Annotated in this window: 25 protein-coding genes; 11 read left to right on the forward strand and 14 right to left on the reverse strand. The window is 59.9% G+C overall.

Translation table 11 applies throughout. The annotated features are described in order from the left end of the window. The first annotated feature begins 5 nt into the window (after nt 1-5). Nucleotides 6-1,733 carry a c-type cytochrome biogenesis protein CcmI gene (gene ccmI, locus ACQK2G_RS23085; RefSeq protein ID WP_425407393.1) on the forward strand — a complete coding sequence of 576 codons (1,728 nt, stop codon included), beginning with the start codon at nt 6-8 and terminating at the stop codon, nt 1,731-1,733. A 342-nt stretch (nt 1,734-2,075) separates the two neighbouring features. Here the strand turns inward: ccmI and ACQK2G_RS23090 are convergent, their stop codons facing one another. From ACQK2G_RS23090 to ACQK2G_RS23120, 7 genes are all read right to left on the reverse strand, one after another. Further along, a complete protein-coding gene (locus tag ACQK2G_RS23090) occupies nt 2,076-2,465 on the reverse strand; it encodes a nitrile hydratase accessory protein (RefSeq protein ID WP_425407394.1) in 390 nt (129 codons plus the stop codon). Beyond that, nucleotides 2,462-3,133, reverse strand: coding sequence for a nitrile hydratase subunit beta (gene nthB / locus ACQK2G_RS23095; protein ID WP_425407395.1), 672 nt, complete (start codon nt 3,131-3,133; stop codon nt 2,462-2,464). Before nthB ends, ACQK2G_RS23090 begins: the two co-directional genes overlap by 4 nt. Then, nucleotides 3,130-3,840 (reverse strand): nitrile hydratase subunit alpha, encoded by a 711-nt coding sequence (nthA, locus tag ACQK2G_RS23100; protein WP_425407396.1) that lies wholly within the window; start codon nt 3,838-3,840, stop codon nt 3,130-3,132. Before nthA ends, nthB begins: the two co-directional genes overlap by 4 nt. Before the next feature lie 53 nt (nt 3,841-3,893). Continuing rightward, the gene (locus ACQK2G_RS23105; protein ID WP_425407397.1) at nt 3,894-4,280 is read right to left on the reverse strand and encodes a hypothetical protein; all 387 of its coding nucleotides are present in this window, start codon (nt 4,278-4,280) and stop codon (nt 3,894-3,896) included. Between the two features lie 170 nt (nt 4,281-4,450). Next, a complete protein-coding gene (gene cobT, locus ACQK2G_RS23110; RefSeq protein ID WP_425407398.1) occupies nt 4,451-6,340 on the reverse strand; it encodes a cobaltochelatase subunit CobT in 1,890 nt (629 codons plus the stop codon). A gap of 70 nt (nt 6,341-6,410) precedes the next feature. After that, nucleotides 6,411-7,412, reverse strand: coding sequence for a cobaltochelatase subunit CobS (cobS, locus tag ACQK2G_RS23115; protein ID WP_425407399.1), 1,002 nt, complete (start codon nt 7,410-7,412; stop codon nt 6,411-6,413). 88 nt (nt 7,413-7,500) lie between these two features. Next, nucleotides 7,501-8,067, reverse strand: coding sequence for a J domain-containing protein (locus tag ACQK2G_RS23120; RefSeq protein ID WP_425407400.1), 567 nt, complete (start codon nt 8,065-8,067; stop codon nt 7,501-7,503). 171 nt (nt 8,068-8,238) lie between these two features. Between ACQK2G_RS23120 and ACQK2G_RS23125 the strand changes: the two genes are divergently transcribed. Then, on the forward strand, nt 8,239-8,523 hold the full coding sequence (locus ACQK2G_RS23125; protein WP_425407401.1) for a BolA family protein: 285 nt from the start codon (nt 8,239-8,241) through the stop codon (nt 8,521-8,523). A gap of 16 nt (nt 8,524-8,539) precedes the next feature. Here the strand turns inward: ACQK2G_RS23125 and ACQK2G_RS23130 are convergent, their stop codons facing one another. Next, nucleotides 8,540-9,016 carry a MarR family winged helix-turn-helix transcriptional regulator gene (locus ACQK2G_RS23130; RefSeq protein ID WP_425407402.1) on the reverse strand — a complete coding sequence of 159 codons (477 nt, stop codon included), beginning with the start codon at nt 9,014-9,016 and terminating at the stop codon, nt 8,540-8,542. 185 nt (nt 9,017-9,201) lie between these two features. Here ACQK2G_RS23130 and ACQK2G_RS23135 point away from each other — a divergent pair, with 185 nt between their 5' ends. Continuing rightward, a complete protein-coding gene (locus ACQK2G_RS23135; RefSeq protein ID WP_425407403.1) occupies nt 9,202-10,434 on the forward strand; it encodes an MFS transporter in 1,233 nt (410 codons plus the stop codon). 51 nt (nt 10,435-10,485) lie between these two features. Here ACQK2G_RS23135 and ACQK2G_RS23140 read toward each other — a convergent pair whose 3' ends face one another. After that, nucleotides 10,486-11,064 (reverse strand): PAS domain-containing protein, encoded by a 579-nt coding sequence (locus tag ACQK2G_RS23140; RefSeq protein ID WP_425407404.1) that lies wholly within the window; start codon nt 11,062-11,064, stop codon nt 10,486-10,488. 254 nt (nt 11,065-11,318) lie between these two features. On the opposite strand from ACQK2G_RS23140, the gene ACQK2G_RS23145 reads away from it, so the two are divergent. Continuing rightward, a complete protein-coding gene (locus ACQK2G_RS23145; RefSeq protein WP_425407405.1) occupies nt 11,319-12,314 on the forward strand; it encodes an MBL fold metallo-hydrolase in 996 nt (331 codons plus the stop codon). Nucleotides 12,315-12,408: 94 nt separating this feature from the next. Here the strand turns inward: ACQK2G_RS23145 and ACQK2G_RS23150 are convergent, their stop codons facing one another. Next, entirely contained in the window at nt 12,409-13,029 is a 621-nt protein-coding gene (locus ACQK2G_RS23150; protein ID WP_425407406.1) for a glutathione S-transferase family protein, read from the reverse strand. A 99-nt stretch (nt 13,030-13,128) separates the two neighbouring features. Next, nucleotides 13,129-13,788 (reverse strand): methyltransferase domain-containing protein, encoded by a 660-nt coding sequence (locus tag ACQK2G_RS23155; protein WP_425407407.1) that lies wholly within the window; start codon nt 13,786-13,788, stop codon nt 13,129-13,131. A 384-nt stretch (nt 13,789-14,172) separates the two neighbouring features. Here ACQK2G_RS23155 and ACQK2G_RS23160 point away from each other — a divergent pair, with 384 nt between their 5' ends. From ACQK2G_RS23160 to ACQK2G_RS23190, 7 genes are all read left to right on the forward strand, one after another. Further along, nucleotides 14,173-14,487 (forward strand): hypothetical protein, encoded by a 315-nt coding sequence (locus tag ACQK2G_RS23160; RefSeq protein ID WP_425407408.1) that lies wholly within the window; start codon nt 14,173-14,175, stop codon nt 14,485-14,487. 67 nt (nt 14,488-14,554) lie between these two features. Further along, a complete protein-coding gene (locus tag ACQK2G_RS23165) occupies nt 14,555-15,277 on the forward strand; it encodes a class I SAM-dependent methyltransferase (protein WP_425407409.1) in 723 nt (240 codons plus the stop codon). Between the two features lie 168 nt (nt 15,278-15,445). After that, on the forward strand, nt 15,446-15,913 hold the full coding sequence (locus ACQK2G_RS23170) for a DUF2059 domain-containing protein (RefSeq protein WP_425407410.1): 468 nt from the start codon (nt 15,446-15,448) through the stop codon (nt 15,911-15,913). 20 nt (nt 15,914-15,933) lie between these two features. Further along, nucleotides 15,934-16,698: a hydroxyacylglutathione hydrolase gene (gene gloB, locus ACQK2G_RS23175; protein WP_425407411.1), complete on the forward strand. Its 765-nt coding sequence runs from the start codon at nt 15,934-15,936 to the stop codon at nt 16,696-16,698. Nucleotides 16,699-16,828: 130 nt separating this feature from the next. Next, entirely contained in the window at nt 16,829-17,425 is a 597-nt protein-coding gene (locus ACQK2G_RS23180; protein WP_425407412.1) for a glutathione S-transferase N-terminal domain-containing protein, read from the forward strand. Nucleotides 17,426-17,437: 12 nt separating this feature from the next. Further along, entirely contained in the window at nt 17,438-17,866 is a 429-nt protein-coding gene (locus ACQK2G_RS23185) for a cupin domain-containing protein (RefSeq protein WP_425407413.1), read from the forward strand. A gap of 16 nt (nt 17,867-17,882) precedes the next feature. Further along, nucleotides 17,883-18,575: a ferredoxin gene (locus tag ACQK2G_RS23190; protein WP_425407414.1), complete on the forward strand. Its 693-nt coding sequence runs from the start codon at nt 17,883-17,885 to the stop codon at nt 18,573-18,575. Nucleotides 18,576-18,730: 155 nt separating this feature from the next. Here ACQK2G_RS23190 and ACQK2G_RS23195 read toward each other — a convergent pair whose 3' ends face one another. From ACQK2G_RS23195 to cobB, 3 genes are all read right to left on the reverse strand, one after another. Beyond that, nucleotides 18,731-19,381 carry an OmpW/AlkL family protein gene (locus ACQK2G_RS23195; protein WP_425407415.1) on the reverse strand — a complete coding sequence of 217 codons (651 nt, stop codon included), beginning with the start codon at nt 19,379-19,381 and terminating at the stop codon, nt 18,731-18,733. A gap of 189 nt (nt 19,382-19,570) precedes the next feature. Continuing rightward, nucleotides 19,571-20,164 carry a uracil-DNA glycosylase family protein gene (locus ACQK2G_RS23200; RefSeq protein WP_425407416.1) on the reverse strand — a complete coding sequence of 198 codons (594 nt, stop codon included), beginning with the start codon at nt 20,162-20,164 and terminating at the stop codon, nt 19,571-19,573. 129 nt (nt 20,165-20,293) lie between these two features. Continuing rightward, a complete protein-coding gene (gene cobB / locus ACQK2G_RS23205) occupies nt 20,294-21,025 on the reverse strand; it encodes a Sir2 family NAD+-dependent deacetylase (RefSeq protein WP_425407417.1) in 732 nt (243 codons plus the stop codon). Between the last annotated feature and the right edge of the window lie 51 nt (nt 21,026-21,076).

The following is a 21,076-nucleotide window of genomic DNA, read 5'->3' on the forward strand; positions in this document are numbered from 1 at the left end:
GAAATATGTTTTGGATTCTCGCCGCGGTGATCACCGCTATGGTGGTGGCGCTGATTGCTTGGCCGTTTTTTCGACAGCGCCGGCAGGCCCAGACGACCGCGGATTACGATGTTGAAGTCTACAAGAGCCAATTGCGCGAACTGGACCGCGAATTGGCCGAAGGCTTGGTGAGCGATCAGGAAGCCGCGGCCGCCAAGGCGGAAGTCGCGCGCCGTTTGCTTGCCGCGGATACGAAGCGCGCCGGCGGCGCCGTTTTGGGCTGGGGCACCGGATTGCACCGGATGACCGGAATTGTCGTTTCCGTCTCTGTGCCGGTGTCGGCCGTTTTGCTCTATCTGGCCCTTGGGCAACCCAGTGCGACCGACGTCCCCTATTCCTCCCGCGCCGATGAGATCGCCCAGATGCGGCAGGCCCAGGAACGCGACTTGGGCAATCTCGGTGAAATGGCCCAGCGCCTCGCGGCACGGCTGGAGGATGAGCCGGGCGATCCGGATGGGTGGATGCTGCTTGGCCGAACCTATATGACCATGCAGGATTTCGCGAAGGCGGCGGAAACTTTCGCGAAAGTGATAGAGCTCTCGCCCGAAGAGTCCGACGCCTATGGCGCCATGGGCGAAGCGCTGGTGCTGGCGGCGGAAGGCATGATCACCAAAGACGCCATTGCTGCTTTCGAGAAGGCGCGGGAAATCGGTGACAATGGCGACCCGAGGGCAAGTTTCTATCTAGCCGAAGCGCGTTATCAAGCCGGTGACCATCAGGCGGCCCTGGATGCATTGGTGAAACTCGCCTGGACGGCCGAACCCGGCGCACCCTGGCTGGTCACGGTTCGGAATCGCGCGATCGCGATTGCCGACGAACTCGGTCAGGATGGCGCTGCCCTGTTGCCGAACGCACCGCCGCCGCCGGCCGTAGCGGCGGGTGATCAGCCCGGCCCGACAGCCGAAGATATCGCGGCAGCCGATCAGATGGCCGAAGCGGATCGTCAGGCAATGATCCGCGGCATGGTCGACGGGCTTGCCGCGAAACTGCAAGACAATCCAATGGACTTTCAGGGCTGGACGCGTTTGATCCGGGCCAGAACCGTCATGGGTGACATGGAACAGGCGCAGTCGGAACTCGACAAGGCGCTGGAGATTTTTGCCCGTGCCCCGGTGCCGAAGGCGGAACTGCAGCGGTTGGCAGGGGAACTTGGCCTGACGGCACCCGGTGCCGGATCGGGTGCCCCCGGCGCCGGTGCTGCGCCCGGACCGTCCGCCGCCGATGTCGCCGCAGCGCAAGAGATGTCGGACGAGGACAGGCAGGCCATGATCGAAGGAATGGTCGACGGCCTTGCCGCGCGTTTGCAGGAGAACCCAAACGATCTTGACGGCTGGATGCGGTTGGCACGGTCCTACAATGTGCTGGACCGCCCCCAGGACGCTCTTGCTGCCTTGGAAAAAGCGGGGGAGGCCTTCCCGCAGGAGACATCGGTCATGCTGCTTCGGGGACGATTGATTCGCAGCATGGCGGGCATGCCGACGACGGAACAAAGCCAAACCTTGATGGATAATGTGCTTGCTATCGATCCCAATAACGTCGAGGCGCTGTGGTTCAAGGCGATCGGTGCCTTGGACGCGGGTAATCGCGATGTCGCCGCGGATTATTTCAACAAGGCTGTGTCTGTTTTGCCGGAAGGGTCCGACGATCGCGCAGCGTTGGAGCAGCAGCGAGATAAGCTACTTGAAGTAGAATAAAAATTTCGCAACGCGGGAGCTGAATAAGCGGCGGTGAATTTTCACCGCCGTTTTTTTGACATCAGCTTACTGTGAAAACAGTTTGTTAACCATGAAATTTGGATAGTTTTGGGCCGCTAATAAGTATTGAAATTACAACACCATAACAGTGTTTTTGTCGAGGTTTTCTGATTGCGACATGTCGAAAACAGAACACTTTAGACATTTTCTAACACGAGTCAGAAATTGCATAATCATGCGGTAGTAAGATTGTGCGGACAGTGTTCCATCGAAAACCAATGGTAGATAGATACCGTATACGTATGGATTACGCCTGACCCAAAGGGAGGAAGGTCGCACGACTCAATCGATACGATGAGGGGATTGTCCTGCCGACATTTCTATGGGCTGCCCGTGGGGCGTGTTGAGATAGGCTTGGCGCCAAGTCTCGACGCGGTCTTCCAATTCAGCACCCAGAGTGGCTCCTTTGGCGATGACCAGTCTTTCAAGGGCCTTCTGCCAATGCCGATAGTAGGTGCCACCGAGGTCCGGGTCCCCCGCCGCCTGCGCGGAGGTGATCTCCGCGCTGAGGGTCGCCGCCCATTCATCCCAGGAGAACAGGCCGGCCTCGTGCAGCGACACGGTCAGGGCGAAAGCCTGCGCTTCCCAGGGCTCGCGAAATACCGGTCCGTCTCCGTTGGCGGAAATCCCGGAAATTTCGGGAAAGTTCTGGTCGTTGTCCGCCACACTCATTGAGCCGGCTCCAGGTAACCTTCCCAGAGGTCGACATAGATCGCTTCCCGGGCCGGCGCATCGGGACCCCAGATTTCGCTGCCTTCGAAGCGCACGCTGTATAGATGCGCGCCGATCTTCTCACCTTCAGCGCTGCGGTCAGGCAGGATATGCGCGCCATAATGTTCGTGAATCCTACCCAAATGGCCGCGAATGTAACGGGGCGCACGGGTATGACCGACGGGGTGGAAGTTACGCACGCGGACCGCGTCGCCCGGCGCGAATTGCGGGATGCTGTCCGTGGCCATGTCCGCAGGGCCGCCTTTGGCCAGGACCGCCGGGACGTCTTCTGCCTTCAGGACGCGATCCAACAATGGAGCCGTTGCCTTGCCGGTCGCCTTGCCGCTCCTCAATTCTTCCGCCGTGACGATGCCTTTTTCGACCAGCAGTTTTTCGAGACCCGCCATCCAATTTTCGTAATAGGAGTTACGAAGGTAGTCGACCGGATGCTGGCGTTCGCGGGCATACCGGCTGGCGTCGATGCTCCATTGACCGAGTGCACCCATGGCCAGCGTCACGGCAAGGGCACGTTTCTCCCAGTCTTCATGAAAGATCGGCTCTTCGGCTTCGGATTCCGGGTCGATGGGGCCTAACCCATGGGTACCCCCAAGATCGTGCGGTCCATTCATTCCGCGGCCTCCTTGCCGGCCGGGGAGGCCGGAGCCTTTGCCGATTCTACCCCGATCATGCTGTTCCGCGTGACCAGCGTTTCCAACTCTTCGGCCGACATGCCGTCCGTGCCGTCGGGCCGCATCGGGAGGACCAGGAAACGCATCTCGGAGGTCGAATCCCAGACCCTGATTTCGACATTCTCAGGCAGTTCCGTGCCGAACTCGCGCAATACGCCGCGCGGGTCGGAAACGACGCGGGATCGATAAGGGGCGGATTTATACCAGACCGGCGGAAGTCCGAGCACTGCCCAGGGGTAGCAGGAACACAGCGTGCAGACGACGACATTGTGGACCGTGGACGTGTTCTCCAGCACCCGCATATGTTCGCCCTGGCGCCCGGTGAAACCCATTGAGTGGATCGCTTCGGTGCCGTCCCGCAGCAGCCAATCGCGAAAGTCGGGATCGGTCCACGCGCGGGCAATGACCTTGGCGCCGTTGCGCGGCCCAATCTTTGTCTCGTAGGTGTCGATCAGCACTTCCAGGGCCGCCGGATCAATCAGGCCCTTCTCGACCAGAAGGGATTCCAAAGCCTTGACGCGCAAGGCAGGGTCGGGCGGCGGGTCCGTGAAATTCTGACCGTGATGATGGTGATGACCGTGGGCATGCTCATGATCATGTTCGTGCCCGTGGCCGCCCGACATTTCCGGTTTGTCGCTCGCGCTCATTTTCGCCTCCCTGCCCCGTGTTACGACAAAAATGATGCCCGGCGCCCGCCCGGTCAACTGGCCGCGGGCGGTTTCCAGTTTCCGGCATCGCGCCAGACAACGGCCTTGCGCCTGGCGAATATGTAGCACCGGTCACCGCCATGGCTGGTACAGCGGTCGACGGCTAACTGGGTGTATTTTTCTTCGTCGCAATCCTTCTTCACGGATTGACAATAATAGAAGTAGGCGTGCTTCCCGTCGCCGGACAACGCGAAGATCAGGGGATCCGCCTTGGCGGTATAGGCTTCGTAGGCGGCATAGGCTGCGGGGGACATCACCACCGGCCCCGATCCGCTTTCCGTCGTCGTCGTGCGGCCACCGGCACAGGCGGCAAGAAGTAAGGTGGCGGCCAGTACCGTAACCGCCTTGACTGGTGAGGGATTGCATACGGATAAAGTCATCAGAACACTCCGACATTACTGGCGTGCCGCAGCGTCGACCTCCGCAGCCGGCAGACCGTTGAACCCCCAATCCCCATATGCCCCGACCAAGCGGGCAGAAGGGAGTGTACCCCAAAACGAGCACATGTTGAGGATTTTGGCGGGATCCGTCGGAAATTGAGTATGTCTGTCTAGCCGGCGCGCCGTTGCGCCTTCGCCTTTCGGCGGCCAGCCGGCATTTGCGATTCGTCGTCGAACAGGTCCGCGAGCTGTTCCATCATCGTGCCGCCCAACTGTTCCACGTCCACGATCGTTACGGCGCGGCGGTAGTAACGGGTAACGTCGTGACCGATGCCGATGGCAACCAGTTCGACCGGGGATTGGGTTTCGATATACTCGATGACGTCCCGCAGGTGACGTTCCAGGTAATTGCCCGGATTAACCGACAGGGTCGAGTCGTCGACAGGCGCGCCATCCGAGATCACCATCAGGATACGGCGTTCCTCGGTTCTGCCGAGCAGGCGGTTATGCGCCCAAAGGAGAGCCTCGCCGTCGATATTTTCCTTCAGCAGGCCTTCACGGAGCATCAGACCGAGATTCTTGCGGCCGCGACGGTAAGGCAGGTCCGCACCCTTGTAGATGATGTGGCGCAGATCGTTGAGGCGCCCCGGATTGGCGGGCTTGCCGTCGGCGATCCAGGCTTCGCGGGCCTGTCCACCTTTCCAGGCGCGGGTCGTGAAGCCGAGGATTTCGACCTTCACCGCGCATCTTTCCAGCGTTCGGGCAAGAATATCCGCGCTCATCGCGGCGATGGATATCGGCCGGCCCCGCATGGATCCGGAATTATCGATCAACAGGGTGACGACCGTGTCGCGGAAATCGGTCTCGCTTTCCTGCTTGAAACTCAATGGATGCGTCGGATTGGTAACCACGCGGGAAAGGCGCCCGGTATCCAGCAGCCCTTCTTCCAGGTCGAAATGCCAGGACCGCTGCTGACGCGCCATCAGGCGACGCTGCAATCGGTTGGCAAGCTTGCCGATGATCCCCTGCAGATGGGTCAACTGTTGGTCCAGCATGGTGCGCAGCCGGGTCAGTTCCTCCGGATCGCACAACTCATCGGCCGATACGATTTCGTCGAAGCCGGAGGTGAAGGCGCTGTAGAAATCCTCTTTGGGGACATTGGACAGGTCGTGTTCCGGCCGCCAGCGCTTGCCCATATCGCCAGGTTCTTCGCTGCCGCTGGCCGGCATCATTTCGCCGTCCATGTCCTCGTCCATCATCTCGGTGGTGTCGTCTCCTTCACCCTCCATATCCGAGACATCGGAACTCTGCTGTGTCGTACTCTGCTGGTCGCCGTCGCCCTCGCCGTCCTCCTCGCCACGGACCTGGCTTTCGTCCTGGCTTTCGGATTCTTCGCCGGTGTCTTCGCCGCTTTCGGCCTGTTCGTCCAGGTCGATGTCGATATCCATCATCTGGATCAGGCGGCGGGCGATATCCGCATAGGCCTGCTGATCGCCGACCTTGTCCTTCAATTCGTCAAGAATGCTCTCGATCTGCGGCTCTATATGCGGTTCCCAAAGTTCGTATACCCGTTGGGCGGACGGGGGCGGCTCCTCGCCCGTCAGGTGCTTGCGCGCCATCAAGCGCACGACTTCCGGCATCGCTGCTTCGGTCCGGTCGTTGACACGGTGGAAGCCGAGCCGGTGATAGTGTTCTTCCAGCGCGGCGGCCATGTTCTGCCGAACGCCGGCCATGTGCTGGCCGCCGACCGCTTCGACGCGCGCATCCTCCAGCGCGTTGAACAGCATCGGGGCAACGTCGCCGCCCGGCATGTTGCGCGCATGCGTCATGTTGTCGTGATAACGACGGCGCACAGCAAGCGTGTCCGCCTCGCCCCGGCAACGGGCCACTTCCTCGTCACTCAACGCGCGGGACGGCGCCGGCAGGCGGGCGCGGTCGCCCGCCATCATGGCCGCGTCCGTGCCGTAGACGACCTCAAGCTCGCCTTCATTCGCGATGGCCCGGAAGGCCGCCGCATTCGCGCGCTTGAACTCTTCGAGGATTTCGTTCTGGTCCGCCATCGGGTCCGTCTGTTTGTGCTGCGGCGTCTTGCCCTATCGTGAGAGGTCGGCCGATTGAAGGCCGACCGCCTCAGGCAACCCGTGCTGTCAGTGCCGAATCCGGCAGGTCTTCGCCGAAGCAGCGCTGATAATATTCAGCAACGATCGGTCGCTCCGTCTCGTCGCATTTGTTCAGGAAGGTCAGTCTGAACGCGAAGCCGAGTTCGCCGAAGATTTCCGCGTTCTCCGCCCAGGTGATTACCGTCCGCGGGCTCATCACGGTCGAGATATCGCCGCTGATGAAGCCGGTACGCGTCATGTCCGCCAACTGCACCATGGCGTTCATCTTCTCGCGTCCTTCATTGGTATTGTAGGCTTTCACCTTGCTGAGGACGATTTCCACTTCCTCGTCGTGCGGAAGGTAGTTCAGCGTGGTCACCAGCGACCAGCGGTCCATCTGGCCCTGGTTGATCTGCTGCGTGCCGTGATACAGGCCCGTGGTGTCGCCGAGGCCGACCGTGTTGGCGGTCGAGAACAGTCGGAAGAACTTGTGCGGGCGGATAACCTTGCTCTGGTCCAGCAGGGTCAGCTTGCCCTCGCGTTCGAGGATACGCTGAATGACGAACATCACGTCCGGCCGGCCGGCGTCGTATTCATCGAAGCAAAGCGCCACCGGGCTCTGCAATGCCCAGGGAATGATACCTTCGCGGAACTCGGTCACCTGCACGCCGTCGCGCAGGACGATCGCGTCCTTGCCGACAAGGTCGATACGGCTGATGTGACTGTCCAGGTTGACGCGAATGCAGGGCCAGTTAAGTCGGGCGGCCACCTGTTCTATATGGGTCGACTTGCCGGTGCCGTGATAGCCTTGGACCATGACGCGCCGGTCGAAGGCGAAACCGGCCAGGATCGCCAGCGTCGTATCGTGGTCGAACAGATAATCCGGGTCCAGGTCGGGAACATGCTCTGAGCCCTCGGAAAAGGCCGGAACCTTCATATCGATATCGAGGCCGAATACGTCACGGACGGATACCTCGATATCCGGTGCGTCCAACGGGTGGCCATGTTCACTTTCAAGCATCTTCGCGGTCATCAGGGGTGTCCCGGCTCTGTTTTTACCTGTCGGCGTCGAACGCCGAGCAGTTCTCTCCATTCGGTCTCAAATTTCAGGGAAGTTCCGGTCAGGAATTTTGGATCGCGACCTTCTTGAGGGCCGCATAAGCCGCGTTGATTTCCTTCAGCCGTTCTTCCGCGTCTTTGTCGCCCCCGTTCAGATCCGGGTGCAGACGCTTCGCCAATTCCTTATAGCGCGCCTTAAGGGCGGTCAAGGATACCGGCGGTTTCAGTTGCAGCGCACGGTAATGGTGCCCGTTCGGGCCGCGCATCGCCTGTCTCTGGGCCTGTTCGCGCCGGTGCCTTTCGGCCGCTTCCTCGCCGGCTTCGAAAACACCCAACGGGTCGTCGAAACCGCGGGTGGCGTTCAACCCGCGGGCGCCCATCATCCCGAGCGGCCAGGTCGGTCTGCCCCAGACGACGTCGTCGCGGATGGCGGTGTCCATCTCGTCCTGAGTCATCCCGGCGCAGAAGTTCCAGGCGGCGTTGTATTCGCGGACATGGTCCAGGCAGAACCAGAAGTACTCGCGCAGGGAATGTGGCGATTTCGGGGCGCGATGTTCACCGCCGAGCGCGCATTCAGGGTGATCGCACACGCGTATACCGGCGCTTGAAGCCGCCGTTTCTGCCCGCATCTGGTCCGCTGTTTGCCTCATCCTGTAAGTATGGGTTTGCGCCCCTATGGGGGCAAGCGTGTTCGGCCCGAAAGAATGACTTTTCAGGCCAATGAGAATTTCCGGAACGAGTTCATTGACGCATCGGTACGCGACGCGCACATAGCATCAATACAGGATCAGGAGGAAAATTTGAGCGTTGAGGACATCATCCGCCGGAAGCTGACGGAGGCATTCCATCCGGCACAGTTGGAAATCGAGAACGAGTCGCACCTGCACAAGGGGCATCACGGATCCCCGCATACCGGCGAGTCCCATTATCGGGTTCTGCTGGCTGCGGAGGCGTTCGAAGGCATCAATCGTGTCGAGCGCCAGCGCAAGATCTACGCCGTTCTGTCGGAAGAATTGGCCGGGCCTGTCCATGCGCTTGCGCTGACAGCCGTGACGCCGGCCGAAGCCGCGCGCCGAAACCTCTAGACGGGGTTCATCCTCGTTATTCGCCGTTGGCGGTGTCACCATGCGCCTTCGTTTCGGCCAGGAAGTCCCTCAACAGTGCGTGCAGCACGGATGTACTGTCCGCGCCGATGATCTGCCGGACCTTGAATTCGGACGCGTGCCAGGCCGGATAGACTTGCCGGACCAGATCTTTGCCCTTGTCCGTGACGAACAATTCGCGGCGGCGGCTGGTTTCGGACTGCTCAATCGCGATCAAGCCGCGTTTTTCTAACGGACCCAGATTTCGGCTCAATGTCGTGCGGTCGGTTTCCAGCAGATCGGCGAGTTCCGTGATGCTGCTGCCGGGATGGCCTATCAGGTTCGCCAGAACCGAATATTGCGTCAGCTTCAGATCGAAAGGCCGAAGCGCATCGTCGTAGACCTGCGTCATCCTTCGCATCGCCCGACGCAGCAAGGCGCCGGTGCAGGCAGGCGCATCGGGGCCGGGCAGGGCGTTGGTCGCGGGATTTTGCATGGATTGCACCTGGTTTTCGCCGGATCCTGCCGGCTGTTTCGTCTCATTGTGGCTGTGTTGAACAAGAATGCCTTTCCAAAAAGCATCTCTCATCCACCTTGCTAGCCACATACTATCGTGTATATACACGTAAATTCAAGAAGGGCCGACCCATTTCCGGGTCGGGAAGTCTGGAGGGCGCGTAGATGACGGCAACAAACGCAATCGGCGGCATGGGATGGCGGACGCCGGCGATGGTGATCGTTGCCGGGTGCGCGATCGCCGTCCTCGGTTTCGGCGTTCGGTCTACATTCGGCCTGTTCCTGGATCCGATTACCGGCGCGCGGGGATGGGATACGGAAACCTTCGCGCTTGCCATGGCGATCCAGAACCTGCTCTGGGGCGTGGGCGCTTTTGTCGCGGGAACTTTGGCGGATCGTTTCGGCCCTGTGAAGGTCATCGTTTTCGGTGCTTTGTCCTATGCGGCCGGGATCTACGGCATGACGGTCGCGGAAAGCAGTCTGATGCTGCACATGACCGGCGGCATCCTGACCGGAATTGGTGTCGCTTTCACCGGATTCGCGCTGGTCATGGCCGCAATGGCGAAGGTGGTCGGACCAGAGAAGCGATCGCTGATCCTGGGCCTTGGCACGGCGGCGGGGTCGTTCGGCCAGGTCATCTTTACCCCCATGGGGCAGGCTTTCATCGAAATTTTCGGCTGGTCGAACGCACTGCTGCTCCTGGCGGGGTGCGCGTTGGTGGTCCTGCCGCTCGCTTTCGTTCTGCCGAACAATCCTGGCGCCCAAGGGGATGCATCTAACAATCTCACCATGGGTCAGGCGCTTCAGGAAGCGCTGAATCATCGCGGCTATCTATTGCTGACGATAGGCTTTTTTGTCTGCGGTTTTCACGTCGCCTTCATTGCCGTTCACTTTCCCAAATACGTCAAGGAACTGGGCCTCGACCCGAGTATCGGCGCACTGGCGTTGTCACTGGTCGGTCTGTTCAATATCGCCGGATCATTCCTGAGCGGCATGTTCGGGCAGCGCTGGAGCAAGCGGATCGGTCTGAGCGGCATCTACTTCCTGCGCGCCATCGCGATCTTTTTGTTGTTGATGGCGCCGAAGACGGAACTGACGATTTTCCTGTTTGCCGGGGCGATGGGCGTTTTGTGGCTCTCGACGGTACCGCTCACCTCGGGGCTCGTCGCACAATTGTTCGGTGTGCGTTACATGGCCAGCCTTTTCGGGATCGTCTTCCTGAGTCACCAGCTCGGCAGTTTTCTGGGGATATGGTTGGGCGGTTATCTTTTCGACAAGTATGGGTCGTACGACGCTGTCTGGTGGGCCGGTGTCGCTTTGGGCTTGTTGGCGGCCATCGTTCACTTGCCGATTGATGAGCGGCCGGTCATGCGGTCTGCCCCCGTTACCGGAGGCTGATTGCGGGAACTGTGCAGGCCTAACGGGCCCGGGTGACAGGGAAATTAGCGGTCAGATGTCCAACTGGACGCGATGCAGTTCCTTGAACAGAACTTTCCGCGGGTGTGATTTCCTGAGCATGACGGGCTGATCGTTGGAAACAGCGGTCAACGCGGCCGTCAACGTGAAGTCCGCTTGGCTGTCGAAGGTCTGACAGCAAAAGAACATGTCAATGGTATCGCCGTTCTTCGACATTGGCGCAACCAGCCGGTTGGTCGTTCGCGACTCATTTCCCACTTGCGTAGCGACCTGTGAATAGACGCATTTCCCGTTGTCGCGGACATCAACGAGAAGCCCGCGGATCATGTCGTTGTATTCCTGACTGCTGGACAGGTTCTCGACGAAATCGCCGGTGACGTCACGGCCGACATAGTCGCGTAATCCGGTTCCGACGAGGCGATATCGAAATCGATCGCCCGATACCTCGATCAGCAAGATCCAAGGAAGGATTCCCGGCGGCATGGCGCCCGGGTCCAAGTCGGTGCGAAGCGGAAATGCGCGGTCGCCGCGAATGAGACTCCAGTATGTGGCTGCCAGTAGAAGGCGGTCGTCATGCAGGACGTCCATTCCACCAGTCGGTTCGAGTGCCAACGCTACCGCCTCCCGAGAGCCCAGCAAATGCAATTACCTCCATTGCTTGTGTGCCCCAGCCAGCAAGCCGCTGCTGTGCACGTGCCGATCATAGGAATCGATTGGTTAATGATTAGTGAAAGGCGAAAAACGACAAAAGTGGAGATTTCGGACTCATCGCCAGGCTTGCCTGTTCAAGCTCGCAAACTATTTCGGTTCGTGGTTTGGCCGGTTTTTTAGGGCCTTGGGTTTCAACGGACTGGGAGGTCTACACCATGATAAAGGGCACATTGCCGAAAGCCGGTTCATCCGGCCTGTTCGCCATAGCGGCTTCCGCTGCGCTTGGCTTTTTCTTGGCCGGAGCTGCGCAGGCGCAGACTGTAAAGATCACGCCCCTTGGCAGCCATGACGGCGAATTCTGTCTTTTCGACCGCGCAATGGTGTTGGAAGACCCGGACGGCACCCGCATTCTTTACGATGCCGGGCGGACGGTCGCCGGGGCGGACGACCCGCGGCTCGGTCAGGTCGATGCCCTGCTGGTCAGTCATATGCACGGCGATCATGTCGGTGACCGGCATATTCCCGGCGCGGATACGGGTGCTTGCAACAAGCCGGATGTGTCGACCGCCGTTCTGCCCAATACGAACACCGTAAACATTGCCTTGGCGAAAGATGCGCTGATCGTGACGGGCAGTGAAATGCCGAGTTTCTTCGCAGGCAAACTGAAGGGACTGGGCGGCGATCCGAAAAAATCGCAACTCGTCCGTTTCGGCGCGTCACGCAAGGTCGGTGGCGTAACGGTCACGACGGTGCCGGCGGTACACTCGAACGGGATTGCCGGCGGCATGGTCGGCGGTGCCCTCGGCGACTTGTTGAGCGGTGCCGGACTGACAGCCTATGCCGGGCCGCCGACAGGCTACGTCCTGACCTTCAGCAACGGGCTTGTCGCCTATTTGTCCGGCGATACGGGCGTCACCGCGGAACAAAAGACCGTGGTTGGGGACCAGTATGGCGCCGAACTGGTTGTTATGAATATCGGTGACACCTTCACCACGGGCCCGAAGGAAGCCGCCTTCGTGATCAATGAATTGATTAAGCCGGCCTCGGTCATTCCGAGCCATGCAAACGAACAGGCGACCGAAAACGGCGCTATCCTTGCCGGAACGAGAACGGATCAGTTTGTTAAGGCCGTCTCCGTCCCCGCGCATCTGCCGCTTAGCGGCAGAACGATGGAGTTCAATGGCGACGGTGCCTGCGTTTCAGGGTGCTGAGGCCTTCATTCAACGTACAAACCGAAGAACCAGAAACGGCGGGAAAACCATCCCGCCGTTTCTTTTATCGAAGATCGTCCGAGTCCGCAGAAACTCAGGTGATCGGCAGCATGACATGATCGCGATAGGCCGGTCGGCTGGACAGCCGTTCATACCAGGCTTCCAGGTTCGGCATGCTCGGCCGATCCTGCACGAGGTTCATGAAACGGTAGCACATGGCGCCGGCGGGGATGTCACCGATCGTTAGGCGATCGCCGAGAAGGTAGTCCTTTCCCGCCAGCCATTCGTCCAGCATTGCGTAGAGGGTTCTGGCACTGTCGGCGGCGGCTGTGATGGCCGCGTCATCCCGGTCGGCTTCCGGTGTCCGGACGAGGCCCCAGAAAACCGTAGTCATGGGTCCCATCAAACTGGTCTTCTTCCAATCCATCCACATGTCCGCAGTAGCGCGTTCGGCGGGGTCTTCCGGCCAGAGCGAGCCGGCGCCGTAGCGCGCCGCGAGATATCGGGCGCAGGCGTTGGATTCCCAAATCGTCAAATCGCCGTCCTGGACGGTCGGAATGCGTCCATTGGGGTTCATGGCCCGGTAATCCGGCGTATCTAGGCCGCCGAACGCCCCGCCGACATCCTTTCGGTCGGTCTCAAGTTCCAACTCCGCCGCGGTCCACATGACGATTTGGACATTGATGGAGTTGGGGCGTCCCCAGACGGTGAGCATTGTATTTCTCCTTGAATTGCCGGCGTAGAGGTGACGGGTGCCGCCCCGTATGGCGCGAGCCTGACTCTAAGGCAGGCGGATAGTTCAACCGTTCGCCGGCTATGTCGACTCAGTTAGCCGTGATTGGTGTTCCGGACGTCGCATGCGGTTCGCCGTTGCAGCGCCGACGGCGCCCGGCAGGACGACCAACCGCCGGCGCGCCACCGGCCGCGCCGCTGTCGTGGCGTATACCTGCTTGGTTGCCTCGATCAGAATGACGCCGCCCAATCGCGGCAGTATCCGCGCGCCGACGCGCTCAACCGGTAGCGATAGCGGCATCCAGGCGCGGCTTCGTATCGGCGGCATGTACAAGGCCCGACGGATGTCTCCCGGCTCGAACTGCGTGTCCCGCAGCAAGCGCTGTAACTGCGCGCTGGAAAACGGTTTACCGTGACCGAAGGGCGTTCGCTCGTTTCTCGACCACAAGCCGCGGCGAGACGGGACGATAATGATCATCCGACCGATCCCGTTTAGCACGCGCCAGCATTCCCGAAGCGTATCGCGCATTCTCTCGGTATTTTCCAAAGTGTGAACAAGCAAGAGCCGGTCGACCGACAAATCCGGCAAAGGGAGCTGCGTCTCTTCCGACAAGGCGACCAGGCCGGGCTCTCTCGGCGGCCAGTGGGTCACGCCTTGATAGGCCGGCATAACGGCCAGGACCCGTTCGGCCTCGCCGCGGAAACCTTCCAGGAATGGTGTCGCATACCCCAAACCCAACACGACATCACCTTGCACGCTTGGCCACAGGATACGGAGCTGTCTGTCAATTAGATGCCTTGCTCGGCCGCCCATGCGCGACCTGTAAAAGGCATTCAGATCAATGACATCAGTCCACATCAGGCGGCTTTCTCGCGGCGTTTTTGGTGCCCGTGAAGGGCGTGCTCCGGTGATTCCTCAAATAGGTGCGGCGGGATCTTAGCGCAAATTCTAACTAATGGCGGCTGTTTTCGGAAAATGATCCGCGTTATTGTTTGCCGAAATCCTGAGGTTTACTTGTGTAGACTATGCTGTTCGGGAATCCATGGGGACAATCGTGCCATGGGTGCATTCGGATGGTAAGCGTATGACGGGCAGGCGTCGAAAACGGGGACTGGACTGATCCGAATGGCGGCAAGGTCGGCACATCGGGACGACGGCGAGCAGGGTCGAGAGGCCGACCGGTTCGAAACCAATTCGAACGCCGGGCATGAACCGACGGCCGAAAACAGCGGGTCGCTGATGCGATTTGCGCGGATGGTCATGCGCCGCAAACCGGTATTGATCCTTTTGATCCTGAGTATCTGCCTGATCCTGACCGTCCTTTACTCCTGGCGATTGGTCAGGAATGGCGAAATTTCAGGTCTCATTCTAGTGGGTGCAAACCTCTGCGCTTTCGTTATTGCCCTCGTCTATCTTGCGGATGACCTGCTAAGGCGTTAATCGAACCGCCTGCGGTTCACGACCGGGCCGCGTCTGTTATTCCTTTATATTATCCTGAGGCCATCGCATGACGGATCCGATCTGTCCGATTACCGGCAAGTCCGATTGGGAACCGCTATGCGAACAGGACGGCTATGAGTGGGTCCGGTTCAAGGACAGCGGTTACGTCTGCCTCCGGGTGATGCCCGAACTCGACGAAGCGAAGGAAATACAGTCCGCGGAAATCGGGACGCGGTATATCGAAGGATATACCAAAAAGGAGGACAGCAAGCGGCGCCGTTCTCGTCGCCGGGCCGCCTATCTTCGGCGACACATGAAAACCGGTAATCGGGTGATGGATGTCGGCAGCAATGTCGGGTTCTTCGTTGAAGCGGCTGCTGCGATGGGGCTCGATGCCCAGGGGCTGGAGATCAATCCGGTCCTGGCCGAAAGTGCCAGACGGCGCTTTCCGCATCTTAATTTCCATACCTGCTCACTCGAGGAATTCGAACAGCAGGGCGTCTTCGACGGGGTTTATTGCAGCGAAGTCATCGAACATACGGTGGATGTCGTCCATTTTGCCCGACAATTGTTCGATCTTCTGCGTCCCGGCGGCGTGCTGTATCTGACCACGCCGTCGATCACGGAGTATATGAGCGGCGGGAAGGTGAACCGGAATCTCGGGGCGCCGGATCACAAGCTCTATTTCGACAAAAGAAATATCGGACTGTTCCTGCGTGGCATTGGCTTTTCGTCGGTATCCCACAAACTGGCCTTTGGCGGTGGCTTGCAGGTCCTGGCCCGCCGTTGACCGCGGCGGCATTCGTCAACCACTTCATACCACGCTTTCGTGGGACCATATCCTGGGTCGAATTTAATAGAACTCGGCCATGGTTCCCGCCGGTTCGCTTGTGCTACCGTGCGCGCGCAACGATGGGGCCATGGAAATCCAGCCGGAATGAATTGGAGAAAACCTATTATGAAACGCGTTATTGCCCTTACTTTTTTGCTGCTCACTCTGCCTTTCGCCGCCGCCCAGGCGGAGCCGGCGAGCGAAGCGTCGATCCGCGAATATCTCCGCCTTACTGATTTCCGCCGTGCCATTGATCCGATTACGGCGAACATCACCTCGCAGGCAGCCCGCCAATTGCGGACCCAGAACCCGGCCATCGCCGACAGCGTCCTGCAGAATGTGGCGGCCTCTATCCATCAGGTCGTTACGGAGAATATCGGGTCCTATGAAAACGCGGTCATCGCGCAATACCAGCAACTGTTGACGGAGGAAGAGGTGCGGGCCGCGAATGCCTTCTTCTCGTCACCCGCCGGGCAGGGTTTCGCGCAGAAACTGCCGCAGTTCAGTCAGGCGGCCGGCAGGGCGGCCCAGCAATGGCTGCAAAGCATCAATCCGCAATTGCAGGAAGCGGTAAAGGCCGCTGTCGGGCAATAGGACGCGCCGGGGAAGCAAAGATGTTGGATATCCGCCAAATACCAGTTCTGAACGACAATTACGTCTATTTGCTGAGGGAGCCGGCGTCGGGCGCCGTTGCGGTGGTTGATCCCGCCGTTCCGGAACCTGTGATGGAGGAGGCCGACCGCCTCGGTTGGAAAATCACCCATATCCTGAATACGCATCACCATGGCGACCATGTGGGTGGAAATCGGCGTATCAAACAGGCGACTGGCTGCACCATTGTCGGGCCGAAGGCAGATGCGGAGCGAATCCCCGGGATCGATGTGCAAGTGGGTGACGGTGACATCTATCAGTTTGGTGAGGAACCCGCGACCGTCTTTGACGTGCCCGGCCATACGCGCGGCCATATCGCGTTCTGGTTCGGCAAGTCCAACGCGCTGTTCTGCGGCGATACGTTGTTCGCCTTGGGTTGCGGGCGCATGTTCGAAGGCAATCCGGAGCAGTTCTGGACCTCACTCTCAAAACTGCGGGACCTACCGGACGATACACGGATCTTCTGCGCCCATGAATATACCCAGGCCAACGCGCGGTTTGCCTTGTCGGTCGATGGTGCAAACAAGGCACTGGTTGAGCGCGCGGAGCAGATCGATGCGGCGCGGGCGCGCAACGAACCGACGGTCCCTTCCCTGTTGGGGGAGGAAAAAACGACCAACCCCTTCCTACGTGCCGACAATCCTGTCTTGGCGGCCAATCTAGGTTTGGCCGGGCGGGATCCCGTCACCGTGTTTGCCGAAGTGCGTGCCCGGAAAGACAGTTTCTGAAGACGATCTTGAGAAGCAGGGGCGAGGGCCGGAAATTTTCGTTTCCGGGTAAATACGGCGCGCGCTAAGAGAAGATGACAAGGCCGCGTGTATTGGCTGCCGGCCGGAAGAAAAGAATGGGGGAACGACCATGAAGCTTTATCACAATCCGGCATCGCCCTATACGCGCAAGGTGACGGTCCTGGCGCACGAGACCGGGCTAATGGACCGAATCGAACTGATGCCGATCAAGGTCTGGGAGGAAACCGACCGCATACGGCGGGACAACCCGCTGGGCAAGATCCCGACCCTGATCAGCGACAAGGGCGATGCGGTATACGATTCCACGGTGATTTGCGCTTTCCTGGATACATTGCATGACGGTCCGAAGATGATCCCGCAGGGGGATGCTCGCTGGCCGGTCGAAAACCTTCACGCCCTGGCCCAGGGAATGACCGATGCCGCGCTGTCATTACGCGCGGATGTGATGCGGGGCCGCGACAAGGAGGCGGATTTCTATTCCGACCGAATGCGCGCAACGATCACAAGCGCCTGCGATGAGGCAGAACGACGGCTTACCGAAATCGAAGGGAAGGTGAATCTTGGAACGATCGCGCTGGCGGTCGGCCTCGCTTACGTGGATTTCCGGTTCCCGACATTCGGTTGGCGAGATGGCCATCCCGGGCTGGCCAAGTGGTTCGAGACCTTCGCCGACCGCCCGTCCATGAAAGCCACGCCGCCGGCTTAAGGTATCAGACCGATGACCGCTGATGAGGTGATCCGGCATCTTGATCTCCACCCGCATCCGGAAGGGGGGTGGTTCCGGGAGGTCCACCGTCATACGCAACCCGATGGTGGTCGCGGGTCGATCACGTCGATCTACTATCTGTTGAAGGCGGGCGAGCGGTCCCACTGGCATCGTGTGACGGACGCGGAGGAAGTCTGGAATTTCCACGCCGGCGCGGCCCTATTGATCCGAATGGCCTCGCCGGAGGGGGAGGTTGAGATGCATCGCCTGGGCGTCGATCTTTCCTCGGGCGATCTACCCCAGGCGACCGTGCCGACCGGTTGGTGGCAAGCCGCGGAGACGACTGGTGCCTGGACCCTTGTCGGTTGCGCCGTCGCACCTGCTTTCGACTTTGCCGGTTTCGAAATGGCGCCGCCCGGTTGGACGCCGGGTGCGGCATAGAGCGGGCGCCGCGCGAATGCCGGCCCGTGATGATAGCCGCTTGCTGGATGAACTCACGGGCCGATTGAGGCCGCTGGGTTTGATGCTGCGCGGCGGTTTCCATGCTGGGCCGGATGACGCTGCTCCCTCGGGCGCGGGAACAGTTCTGCTGGTTGGGAATGCCGGTCCGGAATTGTGGCGACGGAGCGGTGAGGCTCTACGCGACGAGGCGGATGCGATGGATGCCTGGACGCGCCGCGTGATGGATCCGATCGGGAAAGACATCGGTGCGACCGTTCTGTATCCGTTCGGCGGGCCGCCATATCATCCGTTTCAGCGATGGGCCAAGCGTGCGGAGGGACTTCATTCCTCGCCACTGGGTATGCTTATCCATCCCGTGTTCGGGCTTTGGCACGCCTATCGCGCTGCCTTGTGTTTTCCCGATATTCTGCCCGTGCCGGAAAGCGAGTCGACATCAAGCCCTTGTGAAACCTGCAGCGCCAAACCCTGTCTGTCGACCTGCCCGGTGTCGGCTTTCTCTGAAAAGAAGGGGTACGACGTCCCGGCCTGTGCGGCGCATCTTGGAACGTTGGAGGGAAGGGATTGCATGTCGCTCGGTTGCCGGGCGCGGCGGGCCTGTCCGGTAGGGCGCGACTTCATCTATGACCCGAAACAGGCATCATTTCATATGCAGGCCTTCCTGCATGCTCGCCAAAGCGATTCTCCATAACCCGGAAACGAAAGGGTGAACTCGAGCCTTCCGGTCTACTGCGGCAGATGCCGAAATCGGCGTGTCGCTGAGGATTGCCGCTTCCGACCTTGCCCTTCTTCCCCTTGCGTAACCGGGTTATGGAGAATCGCTCTGGCGAGCGATGCTCCCAGACCTCAGAAACGATACCCGACGCCGATACCGATGACCCACGGGTCCAGATCCACGTCGGCGTTGATCGCGCCGCCATTGATTTTAACATCGGTATTCAGGAATATTTTCTTTACATCGAGGTTGGCGGACCAGTTGCCTCCGATGGCGACATCGACACCGGCCTGCAAGGCGTAGCCAATGCCGTTTTCGAAATCGACGGACGTAACCGCGCCGCCAGCTGCTTCCTCATCATAGAAAAAGGTATAGTTCAGGCCGGCGCCCAGATAAGGGCTGAAACGGTTCTTCGGCAGAAAGTGGTATTGAACCGTCAGGGTCGGGGGCAATACGCCGACATCGGCCAGATCAACATCCGCGCCCAAGGTCGACCCTTCAACGTCGATGTCGTGCTTCGTCGTCGCGGCAATCAGTTCCAGCGCGATATTCTCGGTGATGAAATAGCTGATATCCACTTCCGGAACGTATTCGTTGCTGGCATCGGCCTCGCCGCCAATGACACTGATGGAACTGCTTTCATCCGGAATAAGGCCGATTCCACGGGCGCGGAGCAGAAAGTCGCCGGCTTCCTTGGTTTTAAACCCTTCGGCCAGTGCCGCGCTCGACACGAGTGTCGTGGCGACCAATGCCGACCCGATGGCAGTCTTCAAGAGATTCATCTGATCTCTCCCTCTGTTTTTTGACCTGACTGCGGGTCGATTTCCCGAAGGTCGTTCGACGCCTATCTCACGACGCAGCCCGGCCCGCTCATTCAGAAAACACACGCCGTTACAGAGGGTTCATTGATCTAGATCAGTTTTCTGCCAAAAAATGTAGGGTTTTGTCGTCCCCTTGCACCGTTGTTGCCGTCATGCAACGAGGGCTGCCGTCCGTTCCCGAAGAACCGGCAGTAGTTCCTCATCGAACCAGGGGTTTTTTCGTTGCCAGGCGGTCGTGCGCCAACTGGGATGTGGCGTCGGGAGAAATCCCGCCTCGAGGTGTCTTCGGAACTCGCGAACGGTGTCGGTCATGGTTCGCGCCCTGGTCTCGGGAAGATATTTTTTTTGCGCGTAACTGCCGACAAGCAGTGTCAACTCTATACCGGGCAGAAACCTTAGCAGCCTTTCATGCCATTGCGGCGCGCATTCCGGTCTGGGCGGAAGGTCGCCGCCTTTCGGATCGCGACCCGGATAGCAGAACCCCATGGGCATGATGGCGATTTTCGACGGGTCGTAGAAGATGTCGTGTTCAATGGCCAGCCAGTCCCGGAGACGGTCGCCTGATGCGTCGTTCCACGGAATGCCGCTCTCGTGCACCTTGGTCCCCGGTGCCTGTCCGATGATCAGCAAGCGTGCCTGGGGCGCTATCCGGACGACGGGCCTGGGGCCGAGCGGCAGATGCGCCTCGCATGTCCGACAGGCGCGGACTTCCGCTAGACAGGCTTCGAAATCATGTGATGACATCCGACGGGTCCAAAGGTGCGTTTCGTGGCGGCGATGATATCGGGGAACCTATTCGATCACGGAACCTCTCTATCAGGCGCCGCCCTTTGGAAACACTTGAACAATTTTCACATTCACGGGACCGCTGCGTCAGGCGGCATTCCGCATCAGCAATTCATCGACAAAGGCCGGTACCAGATCCGTCGCCTGCCCGTGTCGGCATTCATGAAACAATGACGAGCCTTCCGACGGTTCCAGGTTCAACTCGATCGTATAGGCTTTCCCGCGGAGGCGGGCCATGCTGACGAAACCGGCCGCCGGGTAGACATTGCCGCTGGTGCCGATCGACACGAAAAGGCCGCAATGGGTCAACGCCCATTCGATCTTGTCCATATGCAGGGGCATCTCACCGAACCAAACGACATGCGGACGTTTCGTCCCGACAGATCCGCAGACGAAACAGGGGGTATCGATCGTAAGGTCCTCGAGCCATTCGCTGATATTACCGCAGGCCTCGCAGCGCACCTTCAGCAATTCCCCGTGCATGTGGACGACATCCTTCGCACCGCCGCGCTCGTGAAGATTGTCTATGTTCTGCGTCACCACCATCACTTCTTCCGGCCAGGACTCTTGCAGCCTCGCCAGCGCCTTATGGGCTTCGTTCGGATGCACGGCCGGGTCCAGCAATCCCGCCCGCCGGTGATTGTAGAATTCCATTACTCTCTCAGGGTCCCGGCGGAAAGCCTCGGGGGTCGCGACATCCTCGATCCGAACCTTCGACCAGATGCCATCTTCGTCCCGGAATGTGTCCAACCCCGATTCCTTGGAAATGCCGGCGCCGGTCAGGACGACGATTGGGACCGGGTGATCCGGAAACTGCATGGCGTGCCCTCCAACAGCCCCTTGTCAGAAATTGACCATGGTCCGCGGTCC

Origin of the sequence: Hwanghaeella sp., from assembly GCF_965227365.1 — a bacterium.
In the GTDB taxonomy this organism is placed as follows: domain Bacteria; phylum Pseudomonadota; class Alphaproteobacteria; order UBA8366; family Aestuariispiraceae; genus Hwanghaeella.

Coding starts and splice junctions, on each gene's coding strand:
- cobS (WP_425407399.1), bottom strand. CDS start 7,412: ATGACCGCGAAGATGCTTGAAAGTGAACATGGCCACCCGTTGGACGCA.
- ACQK2G_RS23195 (WP_425407415.1), bottom strand. CDS start 19,381: ATGAATCTCTTGAAGACTGCCATCGGGTCGGCATTGGTCGCCACGACA.
- ACQK2G_RS23130 (WP_425407402.1), bottom strand. CDS start 9,016: ATGCAAAATCCCGCGACCAACGCCCTGCCCGGCCCCGATGCGCCTGCC.
- ACQK2G_RS23145 (WP_425407405.1), top strand. CDS start 11,319: ATGATAAAGGGCACATTGCCGAAAGCCGGTTCATCCGGCCTGTTCGCC.
- ACQK2G_RS23160 (WP_425407408.1), top strand. CDS start 14,173: ATGGCGGCAAGGTCGGCACATCGGGACGACGGCGAGCAGGGTCGAGAG.
- ACQK2G_RS23180 (WP_425407412.1), top strand. CDS start 16,829: ATGAAGCTTTATCACAATCCGGCATCGCCCTATACGCGCAAGGTGACG.
- cobT (WP_425407398.1), bottom strand. CDS start 6,340: ATGGCGGACCAGAACGAAATCCTCGAAGAGTTCAAGCGCGCGAATGCG.
- cobB (WP_425407417.1), bottom strand. CDS start 21,025: ATGCAGTTTCCGGATCACCCGGTCCCAATCGTCGTCCTGACCGGCGCC.
- gloB (WP_425407411.1), top strand. CDS start 15,934: ATGTTGGATATCCGCCAAATACCAGTTCTGAACGACAATTACGTCTAT.
- ACQK2G_RS23165 (WP_425407409.1), top strand. CDS start 14,555: ATGACGGATCCGATCTGTCCGATTACCGGCAAGTCCGATTGGGAACCG.
- ACQK2G_RS23150 (WP_425407406.1), bottom strand. CDS start 13,029: ATGCTCACCGTCTGGGGACGCCCCAACTCCATCAATGTCCAAATCGTC.
- ACQK2G_RS23185 (WP_425407413.1), top strand. CDS start 17,438: ATGACCGCTGATGAGGTGATCCGGCATCTTGATCTCCACCCGCATCCG.
- ACQK2G_RS23090 (WP_425407394.1), bottom strand. CDS start 2,465: ATGAGTGTGGCGGACAACGACCAGAACTTTCCCGAAATTTCCGGGATT.
- ACQK2G_RS23190 (WP_425407414.1), top strand. CDS start 17,883: ATGCCGGCCCGTGATGATAGCCGCTTGCTGGATGAACTCACGGGCCGA.
- ACQK2G_RS23170 (WP_425407410.1), top strand. CDS start 15,446: ATGAAACGCGTTATTGCCCTTACTTTTTTGCTGCTCACTCTGCCTTTC.
- ccmI (WP_425407393.1), top strand. CDS start 6: ATGTTTTGGATTCTCGCCGCGGTGATCACCGCTATGGTGGTGGCGCTG.
- ACQK2G_RS23120 (WP_425407400.1), bottom strand. CDS start 8,067: ATGCGGGCAGAAACGGCGGCTTCAAGCGCCGGTATACGCGTGTGCGAT.
- ACQK2G_RS23200 (WP_425407416.1), bottom strand. CDS start 20,164: ATGTCATCACATGATTTCGAAGCCTGTCTAGCGGAAGTCCGCGCCTGT.
- nthB (WP_425407395.1), bottom strand. CDS start 3,133: ATGAATGGACCGCACGATCTTGGGGGTACCCATGGGTTAGGCCCCATC.
- ACQK2G_RS23105 (WP_425407397.1), bottom strand. CDS start 4,280: ATGACTTTATCCGTATGCAATCCCTCACCAGTCAAGGCGGTTACGGTA.
- nthA (WP_425407396.1), bottom strand. CDS start 3,840: ATGAGCGCGAGCGACAAACCGGAAATGTCGGGCGGCCACGGGCACGAA.
- ACQK2G_RS23135 (WP_425407403.1), top strand. CDS start 9,202: ATGACGGCAACAAACGCAATCGGCGGCATGGGATGGCGGACGCCGGCG.